The sequence below is a fragment of the Dyadobacter beijingensis DSM 21582 genome (genome assembly GCF_000382205.1).
Classification (GTDB): Bacteria; Bacteroidota; Bacteroidia; order Cytophagales; family Spirosomataceae; genus Dyadobacter; species Dyadobacter beijingensis.
This window is the reverse complement of sequence record NZ_KB907787.1, coordinates 851,425-874,817: the sequence shown is the minus strand read 5'-3', so window position 1 is coordinate 874,817 and position 23,393 is coordinate 851,425. Positions and strand designations below refer to the sequence as shown.

The 23,393-nt window shown below is 53.6% G+C and carries 16 protein-coding genes; 1 reads left to right on the top strand and 15 read right to left on the bottom strand.

Features of this window, described 5'->3' with window-relative positions; translation table 11 throughout:
- Positions 1-146: 146 nt before the first annotated feature.
- The 10 genes from H144_RS0110915 to H144_RS0110870 all read right to left on the bottom strand — a co-directional run bounded on the left by H144_RS0110915 (position 147) and on the right by H144_RS0110870 (position 15,533).
- Positions 147-1,388, bottom strand: coding sequence for an MFS transporter (locus H144_RS0110915; RefSeq protein ID WP_026350598.1), 1,242 nt, complete (start codon positions 1,386-1,388; stop codon positions 147-149).
- Positions 1,389-1,532: 144 nt separating this feature from the next.
- Entirely contained in the window at positions 1,533-2,021 is a 489-nt protein-coding gene (locus H144_RS0110910; RefSeq protein ID WP_019942095.1) for a lipocalin-like domain-containing protein, read from the bottom strand.
- A 105-nt stretch (positions 2,022-2,126) separates the two neighbouring features.
- Entirely contained in the window at positions 2,127-3,767 is a 1,641-nt protein-coding gene (locus H144_RS0110905; protein WP_019942094.1) for an FAD-dependent oxidoreductase, read from the bottom strand.
- Between the two features lie 99 nt (positions 3,768-3,866).
- Positions 3,867-5,933, bottom strand: coding sequence for an FAD-dependent oxidoreductase (locus H144_RS0110900; RefSeq protein ID WP_019942093.1), 2,067 nt, complete (start codon positions 5,931-5,933; stop codon positions 3,867-3,869).
- A gap of 24 nt (positions 5,934-5,957) precedes the next feature.
- Positions 5,958-7,397, bottom strand: coding sequence for a RagB/SusD family nutrient uptake outer membrane protein (locus H144_RS0110895; protein WP_026350597.1), 1,440 nt, complete (start codon positions 7,395-7,397; stop codon positions 5,958-5,960).
- A gap of 37 nt (positions 7,398-7,434) precedes the next feature.
- Entirely contained in the window at positions 7,435-10,722 is a 3,288-nt protein-coding gene (locus tag H144_RS0110890) for a TonB-dependent receptor (protein WP_229207880.1), read from the bottom strand.
- Positions 10,723-10,961: 239 nt separating this feature from the next.
- On the bottom strand, positions 10,962-12,089 hold the full coding sequence (locus H144_RS0110885; protein WP_019942090.1) for a FecR family protein: 1,128 nt from the start codon (positions 12,087-12,089) through the stop codon (positions 10,962-10,964).
- Positions 12,090-12,205: 116 nt separating this feature from the next.
- Positions 12,206-12,805, bottom strand: a complete 600-nt coding sequence (locus H144_RS0110880) for an RNA polymerase sigma factor (protein WP_019942089.1) — start codon at positions 12,803-12,805, stop codon at positions 12,206-12,208.
- Positions 12,806-12,906: 101 nt separating this feature from the next.
- Entirely contained in the window at positions 12,907-13,917 is a 1,011-nt protein-coding gene (locus H144_RS0110875) for a T9SS type A sorting domain-containing protein (protein ID WP_019942088.1), read from the bottom strand.
- Positions 13,918-13,988: 71 nt separating this feature from the next.
- Positions 13,989-15,533, bottom strand: a complete 1,545-nt coding sequence (locus tag H144_RS0110870; protein WP_019942087.1) for a sulfatase family protein — start codon at positions 15,531-15,533, stop codon at positions 13,989-13,991.
- Between the two features lie 548 nt (positions 15,534-16,081).
- Between H144_RS0110870 and H144_RS0110860 the strand changes: the two genes are divergently transcribed.
- The gene (locus H144_RS0110860; protein WP_019942085.1) at positions 16,082-16,807 is read left to right on the top strand and encodes a hypothetical protein; all 726 of its coding nucleotides are present in this window, start codon (positions 16,082-16,084) and stop codon (positions 16,805-16,807) included.
- A 144-nt stretch (positions 16,808-16,951) separates the two neighbouring features.
- Here the strand turns inward: H144_RS0110860 and H144_RS0110850 are convergent, their stop codons facing one another.
- The 5 genes from H144_RS0110850 to H144_RS0110830 form a co-directional block, all read right to left on the bottom strand.
- Positions 16,952-18,118 (bottom strand): cellulase family glycosylhydrolase, encoded by a 1,167-nt coding sequence (locus tag H144_RS0110850; RefSeq protein WP_019942084.1) that lies wholly within the window; start codon positions 18,116-18,118, stop codon positions 16,952-16,954.
- A gap of 22 nt (positions 18,119-18,140) precedes the next feature.
- On the bottom strand, positions 18,141-19,196 hold the full coding sequence (locus H144_RS0110845; RefSeq protein WP_019942083.1) for a family 43 glycosylhydrolase: 1,056 nt from the start codon (positions 19,194-19,196) through the stop codon (positions 18,141-18,143).
- Between the two features lie 21 nt (positions 19,197-19,217).
- A complete protein-coding gene (locus H144_RS0110840) occupies positions 19,218-21,293 on the bottom strand; it encodes a CehA/McbA family metallohydrolase domain-containing protein (protein WP_019942082.1) in 2,076 nt (691 codons plus the stop codon).
- A complete protein-coding gene (locus tag H144_RS0110835) occupies positions 21,286-22,158 on the bottom strand; it encodes a sugar phosphate isomerase/epimerase family protein (protein ID WP_019942081.1) in 873 nt (290 codons plus the stop codon). Before H144_RS0110835 ends, H144_RS0110840 begins: the two co-directional genes overlap by 8 nt.
- A gap of 63 nt (positions 22,159-22,221) precedes the next feature.
- Positions 22,222-23,340 carry a Gfo/Idh/MocA family protein gene (locus tag H144_RS0110830; RefSeq protein ID WP_019942080.1) on the bottom strand — a complete coding sequence of 373 codons (1,119 nt, stop codon included), beginning with the start codon at positions 23,338-23,340 and terminating at the stop codon, positions 22,222-22,224.
- Positions 23,341-23,393 lie beyond the last annotated feature (53 nt).

The window sequence follows — 23,393 nt, the reverse complement described above, 5'->3', positions numbered from 1 at the left end:
ATTTGTAGGCAGGAAGTTGTCATTCATTGTCAGGGGTTGTCATTTATTGAAACAATAAGAAGTTCTTCTCTCACTTTGTCTCTGACCACGCATGACCATTCTTGACTACACCTGACTATTCCCCGACTACACTCGACCACACCTGACTACTCTTCGAGAAAGTCCAGGTCCCTTCCGTGCGTTTCAGGGATGGTGAGAATGCAGAAGATACCTATCGCGAAACAGATCACCCCTACCAGTGCCCCCGCCTGAATGACGCTGAAAGAACCTTTAAAAATAGCAAATAATGTAGTCATTCCCACTACCGTACCGCGTACCATGTTGGGCACGGTGGTGGCGGCCGTAGCACGGAGATTGGTACCGAACTGCTCCGCGCCGATGGTCACGAACATGGCCCAGTACCCGATCCCGAAGCCCAGCAATGTGGCCACGGTATAGAGCGCAGAAGCCGTTTGAATGCCCGCAAACAGGTAAATAATACTGCAAACGAGCGTGAATATCATGAGATAAAACACGGCCTTCTTCCGCGATTCGAGCCAGTGGCTGATGAACCCGCTGCAAAGGTCGCCGGCAGAAAGGCCCACGTAGCACCACATAATGGAAAGGCCCGGTTTGATAGGCTCCGCAATGCCCAGCGCTTTGCCGAACTCATTGCTGAACGTCGCCAGGATGCCGATCACGAACCATGTAGGCAGGCCGATCCCGATGCACCGGAGGTAACGTCCGAGGCGGTCCTTGTTGGTAAATAATGCAAAGAAGTTACCTTTCTCGACGTGCTCTTTTTCCTTGATATCCTTGAAAATCCCCGACTCGAAAACCCCGATCCGCAGCAAAAGCAGCGAAATCCCCAGTCCGCCGCCGATGAAATAGGCATAGCGCCAATCGAAAAACTCGACCGTGAAATAGGCCACCACGGCCCCCAGCAAGCCGATCCCCGCCACGAGGGAAGTACCGATGGCACGCAAATGCTTCGGAAGGATTTCGGAAACCAGCGTGATACCGGCCCCCAGCTCGCCGGCCAGACCGATCCCGGCAATGAAGCGGAGCAGTTTATAGACCGTCACGTCCTGCACGAAACCACAGGCGATGTTAGCCAGCGAATACGTGATAATGGAGCCGAAAAGCACCGAAAGGCGCCCTTTTTTATCCCCCAAAACACCCCAGAGAATGCCTCCGAGCAAAAGGCCCGTCATCTGCCAGTTGAGAATGCTGGCACCGGTAACGGAAATGTCGGCTTCGGAAAGGCCTAATGCGGCCAGGCTCGGCAGGCGCACGATCCCGAAAAGGAGCAAATCATAAATATCTACGAAGTAACCAAGGGCAGCGACTATGACGGGAGCACTGAATAGGTAAGAAGCGTCTGAGCGCGTTGCTGTGACGGTTGACATTTGGTTTTGTATGGGTTTCATCGGAATAACTTGCAATATTATGCAAATAGCCGGACATAAGCCCGGCTATTCGTTGGTAAATTAATAAAATTTAAAGAGAAAGTTTTGTTTTGCAGGACATTCACTTTCTCTTGCTTCCATTGTCTAACTTTTCTTGAATACGATGGTCATTTTGTATTTGACGCCGTCTTCTTCCTCGGTGGTCGACCATTTCATTTCGGTCGCGCTCGTTTCGAGGTCGAACTCGGTCACGTCGGTACCTTCGGTGAGGATGATCTTCTTGTCCTTCACAGTCCATTTCGAAGCATCGTCCACAATATCGACGTCGTCGATGACGTCGTCGCAGCCGATGGGCACCTTCGCGCCTACCGTGCCGTTGCTTTTAAAAGTAATCTCGGTTTCCGACAGGCATTTTTTTCCGGTAAGCGCTTCGTAGAATGCCAGCACGTCGGTAACGCCGTTCTGCGCCGGGTCTACATTCATCGCTTTGATCTTCCAGGTACCTTCCACGGCATTGCCGGACGGCGTTTCGGGTTTCGGATCGTCGGAATCCTTGCTGCACGCCAGCATAGCGGCTGCAAATACAAACAGCATCAGGCAATTAGCCAGTTTTTTCATGGATGGAGTTTTCATGGTCGTCTCGTTTTTTGTGATAAATAATCACGAAAATAAACGACCGCTTTTCCATCCCGGCATATTACCGAGTGACCGGTAGGCCCAATGAGTGACCGGTAGGTTTCAAAGTTCCAGCTTCTGCTTGTCTTTCAGCAGCTGCTCTTTCAATTTGGCATAATCCACGTCCTGAACGGCCACTTTCGCGTCGATTGCCTGCACGGCTGCCGTGGCGGCGCTCTGCCCGAGGATCATGAACACCGGCTCCATGCGGATGGACCCGTACGCGATGTGCGACGCGGACACGCACACAGGCACGAGCAGGTTTTCGCATTCGGCCTTTTTAGGAACAATGGAACCGTAGGAGATGCCGTAAGGCGTTTTCGGGTGTACGCCAATGTCGCCTTCGTTCTGCACGAAACCGTCTTCCTTCACATAGCGCTGCGCATTGTGCGCGTCGAGCGAGTACGAGCCCATTCCAACCGACTGCGCGACTGCTTTTTTACCTAATGTCTCATTCTCGGTCATCACGCTCAGGCCCAGCATGCGGCGCGCCTCGCGGACGTATATCTGGTGGGGCCAGCCGCCATTGTCCTTAAACTCGTCTTTTGGCAAGCCCCATTCGTTCACTTTCGCGCGCACGTCGGCAGGTACGGCCGGGTCGTTGGCGAGGAAATACATCAGGCCTTTCTGGTATACTTCATGGGCTTTGATGATCTGCTTGCGGCGTTCATAGGTAGCATCGGGGTAGTCGTAATTCTGGCCGATGAAATCCGTGCTGAAAGGGCCGTGGTTGTTGGTATCCGTCTTGCGGTTTGGTATGGGGTCGTACTTATCGAAGGTTTCCGTCCAGCCGGCTTTGTACACGCGGGCGAGCAGCTCGTAATTGGCGGGGTTATAGCCAGCCGGCTTGGCGAACGGGATGCGGTTATCCGGGTGCGACGACAGGCACATGCGGAAGCAATAGGCCTGGATTTTATGGTCGCCGTCCCCGTTTTTACCGATTTTTTCAGCTGTAACATAAGGCAGCAGGCCGCTTTTGGGGTCACCTTCCTTTTTATAAGGGCTTATATTCTTCGCGAAATAATGCCGGTGCTGGAACACCCCGGCCTGAATGCCGTTCCATTCTTCGTTGTACACGCTGTTCGCCTCGCGGCCCACGTGGTATTTCACGCCTGCAGCGGCCATAAGGTCGCCTTCGTAGGTAGCATCGATGAACATTTTACCTTTGAAAGTCTTGCCGCTCAGGGTTTTGAACGACGCAATGCGGCCATTCGCTTTCTGCACACCGGTTTTGCCGCGGTCGAGCCACTCGTCGCGGTAGATTTTGATGTTGTTTTCCTTCACAAAATCTTCGAAAACCTGCTCTGCCACGTGCGGTTCGAAGATCCACATCGTGCGTTCGGCGCCGTCCATGGCCACGGTACCCTGGCCTTTATTGCCGTATTCCTCCTTTTTCTGCCAATGCCAGCCTTCGGGCTTGTCGTAATGCAAGTAAACGCGGTGGTAAAACTCACGCGCCAGCCCGCCGATCACGGATTTGTTGCCGGTATCGGTAAAGCCCAGCCCGCCGGAGGATAACCCGCCCAAATGCTTGTCGGGCGAAACTACCAGCACCGTTTTACCGGATTTGACCACTTGCACGGCCGCCGTAACTGCCGCGCAAGTGCCGCCATAGACGATCACATCGGCTTCAAACGACTGCGCGAACGCCCGCGGCGTGGCCTGGGTTATGAGGAATGCTACTATTAGAAGTAATTTTTTCATGAATGTTTTGAGTTGAGATTTTGAAATGCTGACCGCCGACCGCTGGCCGCTGACCGCGGACCGCGGACCGCTGACCGCCGACCGCCGACCGCCGGTCGCTTAGTTACTATTTCGAGCGGGCACGAACAGCACCGCATCGGCGGCGACTGCGCCCGAGGCCCCTTCCGACGAGATATTCACCGAAGAGGCATTGCCTTTGGGTAAATTGAATTTGCCCGCATTGTACCATTCACCGGAGGTCTGCCCTTCCACGACAATGTCCTTTTCGAGTACCGAAATGGCCTTGACCTCATTCCCGGTTTTTACCGAGAGTTTAATCTCCGAGGCAGGCTTCGCCACTTTTGGGAAATACACATAGATGTGGTAAGCGCCGGGAGCGGCGATCTCAGGCGTGAAAGTGACCGAGCCGCCCGTCTGATCGTTTTCAGAAGATGCAAGGAACGACGGGCCATAGCCGCCCTTTTTGATCGGCTGCCAGTTTCCTTTAATGGAAACATTGCTATCCTCGTTGTCGACGAGAATTTCAGGCGTTTTGCCGTTCACGAGCGGGTCGTTTTTGAGCCTGGCCTGTAATCGGGCGATATCGACCTGCTGCACACTTTTCTTCGAATCGATCGCCATCACCGCCGCCACCGCCGACGACTGCGCCAGTACCATGAACACCGGTTCCATGCGGATAGACCCGTAGGCGATGTGCGTGGCCGAGAGGCAGACCGGCACGAGCAGGTTCGTACATTCCTTTTCCTGCGGCACCAGCGAGCGGTAAGCGATCGGATAAGGCCCGGAAGCGCTTACCTCTACATTACCCTCGTTTTTCGCCATGCCGTTCACGACAATGCGCTGGATATTATGCGAATCCATCTGGTAAGCCGCCATGCCCACGCCGTCCTTCACCACTTCCTTCAACTCGCAATGCGCCTGGGTCATCACGTAGCTTCCGACCATTCTTCTCGCCTCGCGGATGTACAGTTGCGGCGACCAGTTGCCGGTTTCCACGTATTCGTCTTTGGGATACCCCCATTGCAGCATAGCCTCGCGCAGCTCCGCAGGCACACGGGGATCGTGGCCGAAGAAGTAGAGCAGTCCTTTGGTATACGTTTCATGGGCCTTGATGATCTCCGCACGCTGTTTGTAATCGGCGTCAGGATAATCGTGGTTCATACCGATCATGTCTGTGGAGAAGCCGTTGCGGTTGTTGATATCCGTTTTATTATTCGGCATTTTGCTCCATATGAAGTAGTCGTTCAGCGTTTTGCGCTGCGGCTGCTTTGCAATGAGGCGGGCGAGCAGGTCATAGCGAGCGGGATCGTAGCCGGCCGGCTGGGTAATGGGCACCCTGTTGGCCGGATCGGACGTGAGGCAAATGCGGTAATTGTAGGCCTGCACTTTTTTGTCGCCCGTGCCGTTCGGTTCCAGTTTGGCCGGTGAAACGCCCCATAGCAGTCCGCTCTCCGGTTTTCCTTCGGTTTTGTAGGGATCAATACCGTCGGGCAGCTGGTGGCCGTGCATGAGTTGCACGCCGTCGATCGTTTCGTTATACTGGCTGTTGGCCTCCCGCCCTACCGTGTAGGATACACCCGCTTTCGCCATCAGGTCGCCCTCATAGCTGCAATCGATGTACATTCTGGCGGTAATGGTCTGATTGGTTTGGGCATTGGGTTTCTGGCTGTTTTCCAAAACGATGGACTGGATGGCGGCGCCGGACTTTTTGGCGCTGATAATCCTGCTTTGGTAAATAACCTTGATACCCGCTTCGTCGAGGTATTGCTGTAAGGTACTTTTCGCAACGCCCGGCTCGAATGTCCATTGCTCGAACTTGCCGTAGTGCTTTCCGATGCGGCGGTAAAAGTCACGCGAGAGGCCCGTAATGGCATATTTGTTGCCGATATCGGTGTAGCCGAGCCCGCCGGACGTCATCCCGCCCAAATGCCCGCCCGGTTCGATGAGGACGACGGTTTTACCCATTTTTTTGGCCGTGTAGGCTGCGATCACGCCAGCCGCTGTGCCGCCGTACACGCATACATCCGCCTGCTGTGCCTGAATTTGCCCGGAATCCGCACCGGCATTCCGTCGTTCCGCTTGTCGTGGCTCCGACAAACGGAACCCGGACAGCATGAATGCGAGCATGCAGGCGAACTGCGCTAATACTATCTTTTTTCTGAGCATATCAAATACCTCTTAGTTCTGAAATCAATATCCGGGATTCTGGTCCTTGGCGGTGATGGCTTTGTTATACAAAATCTCCGAGTTCGGGATCGGCCAGAGCATGTGCTTTTCGGCCACTACGATATTCTTTACTTCGAGAATGCGCTGCTTGGCTATCCCGAGGCGTTTCAGATCGTTCCAGCGTTTGCCTTCATACATCGTTTCGTACCCCCGCTCCTGTACCACCTTGTCGATGAACGATTGCAGCGTCGCGAAATCAGCCAGTTTGAAATCGACGGTCGATGCGGCTTCGGCCGGTTTGCCGTAAGCACGGCGGTGCACCTTGTTCAGGCTTTCGAGACCGTCGGCGGTGGGTTTTCCATTCGCGCGGGCATCGGCTTCGGCGTGGAAAAGGAGCAGGTCGGCGTAGCGGTACCATGGGTAATCGTTGCCCGCACCACCGGTCGCCAGCGGGTCGCGGTATTTGCGGTATAGCAGCGAAGTCTTGCCCAGGCCGATGTCCACATTATAAAAGATGTGGTTTTTACGCAGATCCTTGAAATCCCAGTTCTTAATGACCGAATTGGAAACGGAGTCGGTGTACTGCGCGTACACGCCGCCGGGGCCGTAATAATTGTACTGCCCGATCTTGCGGTGCGCATAACTCACGAGCCCGAAGCCCTGCTGGCGGTTGTATTTGAAATAGAATATCTCCTCCGGCGTATTCACGACCTCGGGTCCGTAGATCTTCTGAAAATCTTCCGAAACCGTCACCGCTACCAGCGCATACTTTTTCGAATCGATCACTTCCTTCGCTTTCGCACGCGAATCCTCCCATTTTTCGAGATACAAATTCACTTCCGACAGCAGCGTTTTGGCGGCCCATTTGGTAGGCCGGCCTATTTCCGCAGGATTGTCCGGCAGCCCCGCTTCGGCCACCAATGCATCGGCGACGATGAGTTTGTACACGTCATCCACGCTCGATCTCGGTATGTCGGCCACCGTCATGTTCTCCTCCGTGCGCAGGGGCACGCCTGCCCAGTTACGTACGAGCGCGAAGTAGGTCAGCGCCCGCATATATTTGGCCTCGGCGACGAATGCGGTCTTCTCGGCGTCGGTCATGCTCGTTCCTTTCGGCACGTTGGCGATCACGAGGTTGGCATTGCGGATAGATTGGTAAAAATTGTCCCAGATCGTCGCCACGCGGTTGATATTGGTATTATCGAGGCCCTGGTACAAGCTCACGGGCGTTTGCGTTCCGCGTGAATTGCCGTAGTCGGCAAGGCCTTCCAGCTGGGCCGGGTAGTTGGTGGAAAGCGCGGCGTCGGTGCGCATCGGGCCGTAGATCGCATTCACGGCCGCTTTGGCTTCCGCTGCGGTATTGTAAAAATTTTCGGACGCCAGCGACTTGGGTTTTTCTTCCAAAATATCGGAACAGCCCATGCAAACCGCCGCCAAAAACAAACTGGTGAATATCTTTTTCATATCAATCATTTCTTTAAACCGGTTGTAAAATCTGACCTTAAAAACCTATCCTAAGCCCTACCGTAGTGGTTTTGGCCACCGGGTACACATAGTGGTCCACGCCCTGCACGATGGAGTTGCCGCTTCCGTAGGAGTTCACCTCGGGATCGTACCACGAATACTTGGTGAGCGTGATCAGGTTCTGGCCGCTGACGTACAACTGGCCGTATTTCATCCATTTGATATGCAATTTCGCCACCGGCAGGTTGTAGCTCAGCTGGATGTTTTTAAACCGGAGGTAAGAGCCGTCTTCGACGAAGCGGTTCGACATTTGCGCCTGCGAGGAAGTTTTGATGATCGGGTATTTGGCATTGGTATTGGTCGGTGTCCAGTGGTCGAGGTACACTTCGCGCGGCATATTCAGCGCCTGGCCGTAGTCGTAGCCCTGGCCTTGCGCGCTGAGGTTGAAAATATCGTTACCCTGCGAGCCCTGGATGAAGAACGTGAGTTCGAAGTTTTTGAACGACATGTTCGAGTTCAGGCCGTAGGTAAACTTGGGATTGGGATTACCGATAATCTGCTTGTCGCCCGCGTCGCGGCTGCCGTTGCCGTTGAAGTCCTCATAGGCGATCAAACCTTTGTCGTCATATCCTTTTTCCACATAACCATAAAATGAGCCCAGCGGATAACCTTCACGGAGGATATTGACATTATCATTCACCGCCGCGCCGATGGTACCTCCCAGGATGTCGTTGCCGCCGTACAGCTTCACGACTTTGTTGCGGTTGATGGACAGGTTCGTCGACAAGTTCCATTTGAAATCCCCTTCCAGCACGGCTGCATTCACCGCCAGTTCGAAACCTTTGTTCTGGATCTTGCCGATGTTCTGAATGGTATACGTGTATCCGAGCGACGACGGCAGCGATACGTTATTCAACAAATCGCGGGTGTTTTTGATATAATAATCAGCAGAAAGGTTCACGCGGTTGTTCCACAGGCCGAGGTCGATCCCGAAGTCGGTCTGCGCGGTGGTCTCCCAGCGCAGCGAGCCCGCCAGGCGGGTACCCGGCGCATACGACGTCATGAATGCATCTCCGAACACCACCTGGCCCGATGCGAGCTGGTTCAATGTGAAGTAGGGATTAATGGACGTGTTGCCCGTTTCACCATACCCTACCCGCAGTTTCAGGTCGGAAACAAAGGGGATGTTTTTGATAAATTCTTCCTCGGACATCCGCCAGGCCAACGCGCCGGAAGGGAAAAAGCCCCATTTCTGCCCTTCGCTGTACCGCGACGAGCCATCAGCCCTGAAGCTGGCCGTTGCGAGGATTTTGCTATTGAATGTGTAATTGACACGGGCAAGGTAGGAAAGCAGCGACCATTTGGAATAGGAAGTGCTCGGTACGCCCTGCGTGGCGGCGGCGCCAATGTCGTAGGTTTCCTGGTTATCGCTGATAAAACCGCTTCCGGAGGCACTGAGCGAAGTGGTGGTGTAATCCTGGTAAGTAAACCCGGCTACTGCGGACACGCTGTGCTTGCCGAAATCCCTGATGTAGCTCACGGTATTTTCGCTCAAAAGGCTTGTTACCCGCTGCGTACCGACGGTCGCCGATCCTTTGGAATTGACAAATTTCGTCGTCGTGTAAGTGTCCGTGCGGTCGTCGGTGCTTTCGATACCGGCCAGGGTTTTGATCGTCAGTCCTTTAATGGGCTCGTAGGTTATGGCGCCGTTGGTGAGTACCTTGTTGGAGCGGATAACGTCCGAGAACTGGTACAGGAAGTTCAACGGGTTGGTAATCACGTTCGAACCCCACGCATAGGATTCGGCAAGGCGGGAGTAGCTGCCGTCGGGAAGTGTGGCCGCGATGGTCGGGTAGCCCGAAAGCATGGCCGACATGAGCGTACCGCCGCGGTTTCCTTTTTCCGAATTCTTGCGGTCGGAGTCGATGCGGCTGAGCATGGAGCTGAGGTCGAATTTAAATTTCTTGCCGATATCCGAGCTGAGATTAATGCGCAATGCATTCCGCACGTAGTCGCTGCCGATGATAATGCCGTCCTGGCTGAAATTGCTCGCTGCCACGGAGAAACGGGTCTTTTCATTACCTCCGCTCACCGTCAATGCATGGTTCTGGACGGGCGCTTTCTGGAACACGAGGTCCTGCCAGTCGGTACCTTTCCCGAAGCCGGCGATCTGGTCGGCGGTAAAATGCGGGGCGAGGCCGTCGTTGGCCGCCTGTTCGTTGTAGAAATTGGCATATTCGGTCGCATTCATCAGGTCCAGCTTCTTGCGGACGGTTTGCACGCCGTAATAGCCGTCATAATCCACGCTTACCCGGCCTGCTTTCCCTTTTTTAGTACTGATCAAAACCACGCCATTCGCCCCCCGCGAACCGTAAATGGCCGTTGCGGAAGCATCTTTAAGCACTTCAATGGATTCGATATCCGCATTGTTGAGCAAGGTAGGGTTACCGGAATAGGGAAAACCATCGACCACGTAAAGCGGCTCGTTGCTGCCCTGGATGGAGTTGGTACCCCGCACGCGCACGCTGATCGGGCTGCCGGGCGCACCGGTGTTCTGCGATACGTACACACCCGCCGCGCGCCCCGCGAGGGATTGCACGAGGTTGGTGGCCGGGTAGGCATTCAATTCGCTCGATTTAATGGACGACACCGAACCCGTAAGGTCGCTTTTCTTGATCTGACCGTAACCGATCACGACGATCTCCTGCAAGGACTTGTCTTCCAGCACCATGCTTACAGTAAGTTCAGTCTGGCTGCCCAGCACGATTTCCTGCGATTTGTACCCGACAAAACTGAACACCAGCACGGAATTCGGGGCGCTTGTCTCGGGGATTTCGAGCTGGAAACCGCCGTCCGTGTTGGTGGTAGTCCCGGTTTGCGTCCCTTTCAGCACAATGCTCACGCCGGGTAGACCGGTGTTGGATTCGCCGTCGAGCACCTTACCCGATACCGCGCGCTTGGGCGCATTCGCAGGGACGCTTTGCCCCGCCGGCGCATCGGGGGTGGCGGTTTCTATTCTTCTGAGGATGATAATTTTACCTGAAACTTCATAGTCGAGCCCCAGCGGCGTGAGGATATGGTCGAGGGCTTCGTAGAGCGGCTTTTCTTTAATGGAAACGGTTACTTTCCGCGCCGATTTGATCAGTTTGGAACTGAAAACAAACCGTACATCGACCTGCTTTTCCACCTGCCCCAGCACCTTCTTGACTTCGCTGGCATTGGCGGTTACGGAAACCTTCTGGCTCAGAAGCGACTGGGCACTTCCTTCACGCGCATAACCTGTCGCTATGAACACAAGGGCAAACATGAGTTGAGTAGCTGTCATTCGCATGGTCCACAGTAATACCCTACGGTATTTTAAAGGTTTTTTCATAGATTTGATTGTTTTGTAGGATTAAAATTTGGCAAAACGATCCCTGCCTCCCCTCCCGGGAGGATAAATGGCGACCAACCAAAATCAGGGGTATCCGAGCCGGTGATGCGGGAACATTGCCGGCTCTTCTTTTAGGGATTCTTTCTGTTTCTTATATTCTGAATTTTAAAGGGTTACGTGATTATCTGGGATTAATTCCGGCATCCTTTGCTGTGAATGATCACCTGGCCGTCCACGATCTCGTAGCTGGATTCGACGGCCTTACAAATGATATTGAGCTTGTCGTGCAATGTCTGGTTATCGAGCATGGCGGTGAGCGGGCAGTCTTTCAGCAGCGCTTCGTCATACAGAATGTCGATCCCGTAAGCCTTGGCGATGGTATTGAACACGTCGCTGGCGGGTGTGTCTTCAAATTCGAACTGCGGAATTTCCGCTTTGGATACGACCATTTCAGGCTTTTCTACCAGCGTTTTTACCATTTTTTTCACCTCGTCGCGGGCATAGATGATCTTCTGGTTCGGGGTCAGGATCACGCCCTGGAACTGTTTGTCTTCGACTTTTTCTTTCAAATGCGGGTCCGACTGCGCGAATACCGCCACTTTTCCTGTCTTCACTTCCACCGTCACTTCCCGGGAGCCGTCGTAGGCCTTAATGCGGAAACTGGTACCCAATACCTTGGTTACCAATCCATTGGCATACACCAAAAACGGATGCTCGGCATCTTTGGCAATGTCGAAAAACGCCTCCCCTTCCAGAAACACCTCGCGCCGCTCGCCGTAGAACCGCTCGGGGTAACGAATGCGTCCTTTCGGTGCAAGGCTGATGCGGCTGCCGTCGCTCAATGCGAGCTGGATTGTTTCATTGGTAGTATTGATTTTTTCGGTCAATGACGTGTTGAGCGTGCCCATGCTGTCCTGCTGCGCGAGCTGCGGCTTTTCATCACTTTTGATCATCACCGAATATACCGCCCAGCCCATGAGGATGATGAATGCGATGGATGCGGCGAACTGCATCCAGGGAATGGAAAACACGGGAATGCGCCGGCTGGCGGGGCGGAGGACCTGTTCGTCGGTTGCGGTAATGCGCCCGACGGTCTGCTTCACCACCTGGTTGATCTCCGCGTCGCCGATCTCGGGCTCGTGCAGGCGCAGCGAGAGCACAAGGGCCTTGGCCTGCTCCACTTTTTCGAGCATTTCTGGATTGGCGTCGATCCAATCGTCCCAAAGCGCGTCGGTTTCAGGGGTGGGCGAGAGTGTCCACTGACGAAAGAAATCGTCCCAGACAAAATCTTCAACAGCAAAATCGTTGTAGCGGTCCATACCAGTTCATTGTGTCTGAATAGGTATAGACAAAACCTGGTGCCGGATACCAACAATTTTTAAACTTTTTCTTCAAAAAAGAATAAAAACTATGGTAGTGGCTGATAATCCGCTGGTTAGAATAGAAAATGCAGGAGAAAAAATATAAAAGATTCCGCTTTCCAATGCGATTTCAAATGCCGGATCGCGATTTGGAGCAGGTTGGAAACCGTTTGCGGCGATACGGCCATCACCTCGGCGATTTGTTCCCGGCTCAGTTCCTGGAAAAATTTCAGGTATACCACTTCCTTTTGCCGGCGCGGCAATGCATTCAGCAACGTTTCCAGCTGCTGCGACCGTACGGCCGTGGCCTCATGGGCAATGTACTCTTCCTCCACCGAAAATTCGATTTCGAAATAATCGTCTTCCTCCTGCAATGCCTCGTTGCCTACCCACGTGCGTGACGACGCGTGCCGGTGCATGAGCCGCCGCAGTGACGCCATGAGATAGGGTTTCACGGCCGCGTCAGGATTGAGGTTGGCACGTTTTTCCCAGAGTATGAGAAAAAGGTCCTGAATACTGTCCTTTACGAGCTCGCGGTCTTTGGAAAACTTGCTCCCGTACCGGAAAAGCAGCCGGAAATTGTCGGACATCAGCTTTTCGAATGCACGAACCTCTCCCGCCAGGAAATCCTGCCAAAGCACGCGATCTTCCGGAACAGGGGATGTAGATTTCATAACTTGCTGAAAGGGACGACTAAATAAGTCAAACTTAACCGCAAACTCAATTTATTTTACAAGATTAGTTTAATTCATTCCGGCAATCGTCCTACTTGCAGCTACTCGATCATCAATTTCAGCCTATGCAACCGGCCGTCCGGCATTTTCAGCTCGAGCGTATGAATGCCGGAAGCCGGCGGGCACAATGGCAGCACTTTCAAACGGTCCTGTTTTGGGAGGGATGTTTTAACCGGCAATACCCACCCATTCATGTCGATCAGACGAATAGCGGCTGCATTCACCCCTTTTCCAACGACAAAAATGCCATCTCGCCCGGCGGGATTCGGGGCGAGGAAAAAGTCGTCACTGACATGTTTCGGGGTGCCGTCGTCGATGGAAATTTCGTCGATACGGATCTTGCCAACGCCGTTGCGAAAGCGCATTTCGAAGTTGGAGAGCTTGGTTTTGGAATAGGCAGAAGTACCGGGATAGGCCCGGCTGGCTTTGCAGACCGGCACGTCGCCGACCCAGAGATCGTAGGTGCCGGGCCGGGCGGTTTCTTCGGGGCCTGCCGTGGTGATGCGGTAAGGCAACGGTTTTGGCGAGTTATTCAGTACCCAGGTAAGCGTTACCTGCTTTTTTTCCGGGCAAATGGGGCTGGTTTGCTGCGTTTCGAGGTCTTTCACAGTGAACCCCTCGTCTGTGAAGTTCATGGAGCATTTGGCAAACATCAGCCCATTGCCGGGAAAAGAGTTGTTGACAGGATTAAAATCCTCGCCGACGTACAGGTACAAGGCATTTACACCCGCTGACTGAATATCTTCCACACTGAGTTTGATACGTATGACGAGCGTTTCGGGATTCGGTTCAAATGGCGTCGCACGCAGTGTACGTATAATACCCCCCGTTGCCGAATCCTGCCGACTGCGGACGAGCTCCATGTAGCCTTTGTGAAACTGATGGTACGAGAGCGCGGGGGCTGTTAGAATGACGTGGCTGAACTGGCCGGTGTCGGGTTGCGGGTCGATCAGGCCGGTGGTCTGGCTGAAATCCTGGTGAAAGTAAACCGTTTGAGCGCTGCCGACGGCTGCCAGCAGCGCGAATGCGAGGGTAAAGATTGTTTTTTGCATAAACTGGTTGGTCGTTTATGCATTTAGACGTGAGGGGATTACGATGGTAACTTTTTTTAGATCTTTTTTTGCTAGTGACTCCTACCAGCCTCCCGCACTTTTTCCAGCTCGGCGGCCATCGCCTTTACCTTTGCCGGATACTTGTCCGCCACGTTGTTTTTCTCCCCGATATCCTTACTCAAATCATATAGCTGCGGCTTTGGGTTCGCGCCGGTTTCAATATTGGTCAGCTCTGCCACCGCTTTCCCTTCCCGGGGTTCGATGTACTTCCAGTTTCCCTGCGTGATGGACAGCGCGCCGCCTTGTTTAATGAGCCAGCTGCGGCCGATCGTGCTTTTGCCCAGCATGGCATCCAGCACGTTGAAACTATCCACCGCCTCTTCGCTCTCCGTTTTTTGATGAAAGAAGTGCGCAAACGACGCCATCATATCAATCTGGCAGATCAATGCATCCGAGACAATGCCCGGCTTGATACCCTGCGGCCAGCGCGCCAGCCACGGCACCCGCGTGCCGCCTTCGAATGCGCTGTACTTGCCGCCACGCAATGGCCCGGCCGCACTGTGGCCTTTTGCGAGCGCTACGGCGTGGTCGGCATAGCCGTCGTCCAGCACAGGGCCGTTGTCGCTTGAAAAGATGATCAGCGTATGATCAGCGATTTTCAGCTCGTCCAGCTTTTTCAAAATTTCGCCGACCGTCCAGTCCATTTGCAGGATCACATCGCCGCGCAAACCCATTTTGCTTTTGCCTTTAAACTGCGTGCTCGGCATCCGCGGCACGTGAATGTCGTTCAGCGAAAAATAGAGAAAAAACGGGTTCTTGCTGTTTTCTTCGATGAATTGCCCGGCTTTACTGAGAAAAACATGGGCGATTTCCTCGTCGGTCCAGCGCGCTTGCTTGCCGCCCGTCATCCAGCCGATCCGGCCGATGCCGTTCACGATCGTATTGTTGTGACCGTGGTTAGGCGATGCCGGTAGTTTGAGCAAATCCGGGTTTTCGAGGCCGGTGGGTTCATTGCCGATTTTTTTGGAATAATCCACTTCAATGGGGTCGTCCGGGTTGAGGTCCTGGACGTCGTGGTTCTCTACAAAGACCGTCGGGACGCGGTCGGACGTGGCCGGGAAAAAGAATGCATAATCGAAACCGACCTCGTTAGGACCCTTGGTAATAGGTTTGTTCCAGTTGATCTGCCGGTTGTTCTCGCCAAGCCCGAGGTGCCATTTTCCCACCGAGCCGGTCTTGTAGCCCGCATGCTGGAATATCGCCGGCAATGTCAGCTGGTTGGTCGGGATGATGAGCGACGCATCGCCCGGCAGCACGCCGGTACCTTTTTGCCGCCACGGGTATTTGCCCGTCATGAGCGCAAACCGCGAGGGCGTACAGGTAGCAGAGCTCGCATGCGCGTTCGTGAAGCGAATGCCCTCCTTCCCGATACGGTCGATATTGGGCGTGCTGATTTTCGTGGCGCCATAGGCACTGAGGTCGCCATACCCGACATCGTCGGCGTAGATGAAGATCACATTAGGTTTGGACGGGCGTTTCTGGGCGAAAAGCGCGAACGATAAAAGCAGGAAAGCGGCGAGGCACACGCCCGTGAGCGAAAGGTACTTTTGGGTCATAAAGATGGTTTAAGAATCAGTCCGTGAAGATATTGATTCACGCCGACTTTGCCGGTTGAAAATTGAAAGATTACCTATAACAGGGTTTTGGGAAATAGTTTAACCGTGGGATAAATGGATTTGGAGAACAAATCCCTCCACATTTAACTTGACCTTCAGGTTGCAAATTCTTTGTACGGGCCGAAACAAGTTTCACCTAACGCTATCACATTACTATGAAAAGAAAATCCACAAGTCTCGCAGCACTAATCTTCGCGGTTGCCGCACAGCTATTTGTCAATGCCGTACCGTTTATGTGCTCCTGTGAATGGGGCAACCCGCCTGACGGATGCACGAAAAACAAAGTCGGTTATTACGTAAATGACCAAATGCCGGGGTGCTGCTATCAGAACAAGCTTCCAAGTCCATACACGGTGACCAAGCTCGTTAAATTGTGCGGTTCGAATAACTGGACGCAGGCTCTGTACATGGATCAGATGATGATCGACACCTATTGCAACATGGATTGTACCGCAAGAAAATCCGCAAATTAAAACCTGCAACCACCCATGAACACTACACACATTACTTTACTGCTATCCATTGCCGTCTCCGCGTGCAGCGTCGAGAAACAGGGTGGCACCGTACCCGATAAAGAGGCGAAAGTGCTCGAATACTTGCAGAATGGCTTCAACGAAGGGAATTTAACCACTATACCGTTTGACCTGAATTTTCATAACCTGAAACCGGCACCGGATTATGACATTGTTTTCTATCAAACGATGTTTCAAGACCGGCTTTTCCTGCCGGCGGACGACAAGCTGACGGAAATAGAAGCAGGAAAGCCCGTTGTGCCCGACTGGCAAACCGAAGCCGGCAAAGTGGACCGTTTTTTAAAAAAAATGGAGGCCGGCCCATACCTGTCGCTCTACAAACAGGAATGCGCGAGAGGAATGATTACGAAAACCAACCTGCTTGCCGACACATCCAGCCTGGCGGCAAACGAGCTCGGTAAGTATGTGGATATATTAATTCAGGAGAAGGCTTACGCGCCGGGGCTGGTGGCTTACGGGTTAAGTCGCCTGCAGAAATTCTGGCCTGGACAGAAAATCGCTGACGCCGTCCATTCCACATTGCATTACCGCAGTGAAGTGGTCGAAAATTACGATCACAAAATTGCCTTGCTGGAAAAAGGCGCGGCAAGTGACGCGAACACTGAAATTTTGGTAGAGTTCAGGGAGATCCGGCGGCAGAACGAGTTGTACTTTTCCCGGCTATCCGGCATGCTCAACTAAGGAATGGTTTTGATACAGCAAGCAGAACTGGAAAAGGTAATTCCAGAACTTAACCTCGCGGTTCTTTTGCAGCGCATTCGGGAATAAAAAACGCTCTGCTTGACGTCAAACAGAGCGTTTCTAATTGCGGTTCAAGCAATACGCCTATTTCGCCGCAGTCAGCTTCTTAATCAAATCCACCTCAGCCTGCTTGTACGGCGTGCCGTCTTTTCTGAAAATGTCGTGGAACCAGAGGTCTGGCTCTTTCGTATAGGTCTTCTTCCAGCTGTCCCACGGGTAAATCGTCTGCGACTTGCCGTCCACAAGGCCCCAGTTGATCGCCCCTACGTTGTATTTCTTCGCCACGGGCAGAGAGGTTTCGAAGAAGCTGCCGTTTCCGCGTGACATGTATTCGGTACAGATCAATGGACGACCGTAAGGTTCCAGCCATTTAATGCGTTTCTCAAACTCCTGCGCATTTTCGTAATTGTGGAAAGTGATCACGTCGGACTGGTCGATCTGCGCTTTTTCGATCGGTTTCAGTTTTTCCGGTGAAGACCAGTCGCCTGCCCATACGCCCGATGACAGCGGCTGCGACGGATTTACGGAACGTGCCCACTCGAAGGATTTCACCATCAATGGAAGCACATAATCCACTTTGTTAGGCAGTTCCACTTTGCCGTAAGAGCTGTTGTTGGTGTTGTCCGGCTCGTTCCAGATGTCCCACATCAGCACGCGGTCGTCGTTCGCGAATGCGGCCACCGTGCCTTTCACGTACCTTTCCAGGCGCGGATATTGCGTGCTGTCCTTCAATGCATCGAAGCCCGGATTTTGCACCCAGCCCGAGTTATGCACGCCGGGTTTCGGATCGCGCTGCTTACCCAGTTTCGGGAATGGGTCCCAGCAAGAATCGAATAGCACGAGTACCGGTTTGATATTGTGCTTTTTCGTAATATCCAGGAATGTATCAAGGCGCTTGATAAATCCTGCGGAATCTTGCTGGTAGAGCAAATCATGCAGGTACACGCGCATCGTGTTCATGCCGATATTCTGCGCCCAGCCAAGCTCCTTATCGATCGTCGCCGTGTCGAACGACTCGGCCTGGAACATTTCGAGCTGGTTAATGGCCGTGCTTGGGAGGAAGTCGGCGCCTACGAGCCAGCCCTGCTTGGCATACCATTCCCTGGCCTGCTCTTTGGTCCAGATTTCACGACCGGCGGATTGTTCGGTCGCTGCCGCCTCGTCTTTCTTTTCTTCTTCTGCTTTTTTGGCGCAGTTCTGCAACATCAGACAGGCCGCAAGGGCCCAGATCGTCGTTTTTAAGAATTTCATCAGGTGTTAGAATTGGTTTTGATTATTTAAAAAGCGGTGCCGGCCGGTTTTCTAAGCTTGGCTCGGCATTGGAAATTTCAGGCCAGCCGTTTTTCCAGACCAGTTTATCGAGCATCAGCACGCGGCGGTTGGCGCCCGTGGATACGCGCGGCTCGGCTTTTATAATGGCGTGGTAGAGCAGCCAGTCGTCCCCGGCGTCGTCGGCAATCCACCTCGCATTGTGCCCCGGACCGGCATAAATATCGTTTCCATGAAGCAGCATCGTACCCGCGCCGCGTTCTTTCAAATCCCTGCCTTCCTGGTCGAGAAACGGACCGAAAATCGATTTGGAGCGCCCCATACGAAGGTGATATTTGCTCTTCTCAAAATCGCAGCAGCTTTCTTTGGAACCGAGAAAATAATAGTACTCGCCCTTTTTCTGGATCATCACTGCCTCGAAATCGCCTGCGGCCACTTTGAATTTTTTGGACAAATCGGGTACGGACCTGCCGTCGGCGGAGAGCTCCACGCCATATGTACCCTGCGTCGGTTTGTCGCTGAAACTACCCCAGAAAACATATTTTTTGCCGTCGGCTTCGAGGTAAAACGGGTCAATCGAATTCGGCACTTCCATGTCCTGGCTGTTGAACAGCTTGCCGTGGTCCACGAATGGCCCCGCAGGCGAATCGGCAATGGCCAGCCCTACCCCCGGATTGACGTCGCCCCAGGTGGAATAGGCGTAGTACATATGGTATTTACCATTCACTTTCACGACGTCCGGCGCCCAAATGCCGCCTTTTTCCTTCCATGCGGGTTTGGTAGTGAACGCTTCTTTCACATAATCCCAATGCACGAGGTCCTTAGAGCGCACGATCGGGATCAGGCGCGAGCCTTTGCCATCGCCCCAGTCGTCCTGTGTCCCGTAAGCGTAAAAAAAGCCGTCATCGGCCTTCACGACCGTCGGATCGGCGAGGATGGGTTCAAAAACCGGGTTTTTATACTCCTTGTCTGCCCGACTGGACAGTTCGGGACTATCCAGTCCGGGACCAAAGCCACTGATGAGCAATGGAAACAGCAGCGACAGGATGGGTCTGATCATTTCAAATGCATTTAAAATTCGTTATTCGAGCCAGATAATCTGCGTGAATGCACCATTGGCTGCCACGTCCCAAAGTTCCAGGCGCAGCCATTTCCGGCCTTTCATATTTTGGGTAAACTTAAAATTTTTCTGGCCGAAAGCGTGTGTATCGCTCAGATTAATCACATCGTGGAAAACTTCCTTACCGTCGCCGGAGATCACCTCCGCACGGTTAAGCGGGAATGTCCATCTGGCATCGAGTGTGATCTCCACATTCCCTTTCGCGTCGGGCTTCGCGGTTTCGCCCGCCACCATGTTATTCACTTTAAATGACGGGATCAGCACTTCACCGGTTGTCACGAAAAACTTCCCCTTCCGCATCGCGTCCAGTACGGGCTGCCAGCCTTCTTCGAACTTCGGAAGCTGGTCCAGTTGCAGGTAATTGACGTTTAAATGCCCGTACAACTCGTAATTCGGCTCAATCCGGAACAGGTCGGCTTCGGCGAGCACATTCTTTTTATAGCCCCAATTGGCCATATCGTCCATCAGGTCCAGCACGCGTTTTCCCAGTTTGGGCTGCGACAGATCCGCCGGCATGGCCTTCCACGCGGCGCCAAGGAACTGATCCGATTTGTAAAATGCCTCGTCCTTATGCTTGTCGGGGAAGCCGGTTGAGCCTTTCGTACGGGCGTGCGCCGTCCACGCGAGGCCGTTCTCCATTTCGAGCAGTTTCTGCATTTCCTCTTTGTTGCCGATGCGGTAAATACGGCCGTATTCCGGATGGTCTTCCACAAAAGGCTGGTCCTTTTCCCGCGACATGACCCAGTAAACGGGTTTGGGAAAAATATTCATCCAGTGCCCGCCAAAGAAGTTGTTCGGCTCCTCGCCGGGCAATAGCAGAAAGTTACCGCCCGATAACCGCTTGCACTCCTCAAACATCATTTTCAGCTCCGGCCAGCGCTTAGCCTCCGGCCCCCGCGGGCTACCCGGACCGTGGAATTCGGCCAAATGCACAATGTTCACGCCCGTATTGCGGAATGCCTTCACAAACCCCGGCATTTCCGGCAGCGGCTTGCGCGTCAGCACGTCGTCCACATGCTCCTGATGGAAGTGGCTCGACATCGTGTAGTAACCCGGAATCGGCTCGTACTTGTCGGAATGTGTGAATGCCTTCACATTTTCGAGCACTTTACCATCTTTTTCGCGGCTCAGCAGGCAGAAGAAATTGTACCGCTGCTGCGTTCCCGGCGGCGCATTGAACCAGGGTACCCAGCGGCGGTCGCCCAGCAGGTCATGCCGGATACCGATTCCGAAACCCGGAAGCAAATTGCGGTAATTCTCTCCGTACCAGATGTGTTCGAGGTTATAGCAATTATCCAGCGGATAAAAATACTGGTGCGGAGCCGGGAAAACGGCCAGGTTACCTTCTTTCCCCTGCCCGATGATCGTGCGGTATTTCACGGCCATCATTTCTACCGTATCCATCTTCGTTACGGCCACATTCCGCATAAAATCTTCGGTATCTGCCCAGAAAAGCCTTTCCCAGGGCTCATTGCGCGAGGTGAGCCCGGCGTCGTAGATCACGGCAAGCGAGTCGACGTTCGTCGTCATCACGGCGGCCACGTTCAGCAGCGGGCTTCCGTTGTATAAGGTCAGTTGGACCGCACCCGTAAATGGTCCGGCTTTGGCGCCGTTCACGGTAATTTCGGTCCGGGTGCCGTTTGTCGCGACTTTCACGTCGCTTTTTTCCAGTTTCACCGCATAGCTCTGGTATTTCTGGTAAGCGGTTTTATCAAAGAAAATATTCCAGCCGTTCTGCGACACGAGGTCGCGCTTGCCTACGGTGAGGATAATGGCCGGGTCGAGGTCGCGGGCGATGGTGTATTGTTTTTCCTTAGTCCCAATGCCCAGGCTGCCGATCAGCGCGTTTGTTTTGTTCAGGTCAATGGAAACTTTCGCGGTTTCGGCATTACCGGCGGGCCATTCGATGTTCAGCCTCGACTCGCTGACGGTCGCCTGGACGCCGCTTTTCTTGTCAAAACCTTTTAAATCGACGGGGATTTGTGCGTGTAATGCCGCGGAAACGATCGACAAGAAAACAAACAGGAGACTACGCATTGATGACGGAATGAGTTGGAACAAACAATTTCTTGTAAAAAGCGAGCCCTTCTTCGGCCAGCTCGTCGGCGCTGTTCGCCAATGGCCGCCAGATGCAGGCCGCGCGCGCCAGTTCTTTGGAGGGTTGCCCGAAGGTCTCGATCACCACGGCGCCGTCGTAACCGATTTCCGAAAGCGCTTCCTGAATGCCTTCCCATTCGAGGTGGCCGGTACCGGGCGTGCCGCGGTCGCTTTCGTTGCCTTGTACATGACAAAGCAGATCTTTCCCGATTTTCCTGATCGAAGCGGGAATATCTTTTTCCTCGATATTGGAATGAAAGGTATCGAGCACGATTTTCAGATGCGGGCTCCCTACCTCGTCCAAAATCGACAATGCCTGGTCCACGGTGTTCACCATGTCCGTTTCGAAGCGGTTCAGCGGTTCTAACCCGAGCGTCACCCCGCAATCACCGGCGATTTGGCTTACTTCTTTCAAAATATCCACACACCACGCGCGTTCCTGCATTTTCTGCTCTTCGGAAACAATGCGCGTCTTGCCGACAGCCGAATACACCGGCCCGCCGAACACCGGGCTGTCCATTTGTCCGGCGATGCGGATGCAGTCGATGATGTATTGCTTACCGATCTCGCGGAATGCGGGGTCGGTACTGGAAATGTCGCGCTCCGGCCCGAATGCGCCGCTGATCGTGATTTTGAGATCCAGGTCGCGGGCGGTGTCCCGAATGAGTTTCCAGTCGATAATGCGGGTGTCCTCCACGGCTATTTCAATGATGTCGTAGCCCATGTTTTTGACCTTCGTGAGCAGGGCTATATGGTCCGTCGAGAACGGGGATACCCAGATAAATGTACTGGCGCCGAATAGCATAAGGGTTCAGGTTTTAGCAGCAAGCCAGGTTTTTGAGGCCTGGCTTGTTTATATTGGGAAAAACTATTCTTCAAAACTCGGGACATCCACACGAATGCCGCCCTTCATAGCCGACTCGTGCGCGCAAATGCCCGCGCAGGTGTAGTTCGCCGCCAAGGCCGCGTCCACCGCCGAATCGCGGCCTTCGACAATCGCCGCCACAAACTCCTGCACCAAATGCGGGTGCGAACCGCCGTGCCCCGCGCCTTGGAGGAACGACACGTGGTTCGGGTCGTCGATCTTCTCCCGTTTCGTGAAATGCTTGATCGGCTCAATCAGCAACTCGTCCGTATCCGGTACATTGATGCGCGTCGCATTCTCGCCGCCATCGAATATCACGTGTTCCTCGTCTTGCAACTGCTCCCATTCGAACGACATTTTGGTGCCGTACACATCGTAGCTCTCGCGATACTGGCGTACCACATCGAACAGCGAGCGGGTCGCTTCGGCCACCACGTCGGTGCCTTTCAATGTGAATGTAGCCGTCTCCACAGCGAAAGGCGATCCGTAGCGGCTGGCTAGGTCGTCGCTCAGCCGGCCCGAGCCGTGGCATACCACGGTTTCGGCAATGGTATTGTTGATTTTCAAAAGCGGGGAAATAGCATGGGTGCCATTAAGCATCGGCGGGTAACCTTTCCAGTATTCGCCCCAGCCTTCCATACTCATGTCCTGGATATGCGAGCCGCGTACAAACTGAATGCGGCCCAGCTGGCCGGTTTGCGCGAGGTTCAGGCCGTAGAGGAATTCGCGGGTGTACAGCGCGGTTTCCATCATCATATATACTTTTCCGGAGCGGCGTTTGGCTTCTACAATGGCCTTGCAATCCTCGACGGTCATCGCCATCGGAATGGTGCAGGCGGTATGCTTGTTGGCATTGAGCGATGCCAGGGTCATGCGGGCGTGGTCGGGCACGGGGGTTACCACGTGTATCGCGTCCACGTCGTCGCGCTTGGGAACGTCTTCGAAATGCTCGAAAACGAGGTTAGGATCGAGGTTGAACTTGGCAGTCAGCTCGTCGCGGGTTTGCTTGCTGCGGGTACAAATTCCCACCGCCTTGATGTTCGGATGGCTTTGATAGATAGGGATAAACTCTTTCCCGAAACCCATACCCACGATAACTACTGTGATTTGCTTGTCGCTCATTGTTACTTTGTTTAGCCCCCGGGTTAAAACCCCGGGTTAAGAAATGGATTGAT

What these genes read in the sequence shown, in the direction of transcription:
- H144_RS0110915 (WP_026350598.1), bottom strand. Translation starts at nt 1,388, where the DNA reads ATGTCAACCGTCACAGCAACGCGCTCAGACGCTTCTTACCTATTCAGT.
- H144_RS0110910 (WP_019942095.1), bottom strand. Translation starts at nt 2,021, where the DNA reads ATGAAAACTCCATCCATGAAAAAACTGGCTAATTGCCTGATGCTGTTT.
- H144_RS0110905 (WP_019942094.1), bottom strand. Translation starts at nt 3,767, where the DNA reads ATGAAAAAATTACTTCTAATAGTAGCATTCCTCATAACCCAGGCCACG.
- H144_RS0110900 (WP_019942093.1), bottom strand. Translation starts at nt 5,933, where the DNA reads ATGCTCAGAAAAAAGATAGTATTAGCGCAGTTCGCCTGCATGCTCGCA.
- H144_RS0110895 (WP_026350597.1), bottom strand. Translation starts at nt 7,397, where the DNA reads ATGAAAAAGATATTCACCAGTTTGTTTTTGGCGGCGGTTTGCATGGGC.
- H144_RS0110890 (WP_229207880.1), bottom strand. Translation starts at nt 10,722, where the DNA reads ATGACAGCTACTCAACTCATGTTTGCCCTTGTGTTCATAGCGACAGGT.
- H144_RS0110885 (WP_019942090.1), bottom strand. Translation starts at nt 12,089, where the DNA reads ATGGACCGCTACAACGATTTTGCTGTTGAAGATTTTGTCTGGGACGAT.
- H144_RS0110880 (WP_019942089.1), bottom strand. Translation starts at nt 12,805, where the DNA reads ATGAAATCTACATCCCCTGTTCCGGAAGATCGCGTGCTTTGGCAGGAT.
- H144_RS0110875 (WP_019942088.1), bottom strand. Translation starts at nt 13,917, where the DNA reads ATGCAAAAAACAATCTTTACCCTCGCATTCGCGCTGCTGGCAGCCGTC.
- H144_RS0110870 (WP_019942087.1), bottom strand. Translation starts at nt 15,533, where the DNA reads ATGACCCAAAAGTACCTTTCGCTCACGGGCGTGTGCCTCGCCGCTTTC.
- H144_RS0110860 (WP_019942085.1), top strand. Translation starts at nt 16,082, where the DNA reads ATGAACACTACACACATTACTTTACTGCTATCCATTGCCGTCTCCGCG.
- H144_RS0110850 (WP_019942084.1), bottom strand. Translation starts at nt 18,118, where the DNA reads ATGAAATTCTTAAAAACGACGATCTGGGCCCTTGCGGCCTGTCTGATG.
- H144_RS0110845 (WP_019942083.1), bottom strand. Translation starts at nt 19,196, where the DNA reads ATGATCAGACCCATCCTGTCGCTGCTGTTTCCATTGCTCATCAGTGGC.
- H144_RS0110840 (WP_019942082.1), bottom strand. Translation starts at nt 21,293, where the DNA reads ATGCGTAGTCTCCTGTTTGTTTTCTTGTCGATCGTTTCCGCGGCATTA.
- H144_RS0110835 (WP_019942081.1), bottom strand. Translation starts at nt 22,158, where the DNA reads ATGCTATTCGGCGCCAGTACATTTATCTGGGTATCCCCGTTCTCGACG.
- H144_RS0110830 (WP_019942080.1), bottom strand. Translation starts at nt 23,340, where the DNA reads ATGAGCGACAAGCAAATCACAGTAGTTATCGTGGGTATGGGTTTCGGG.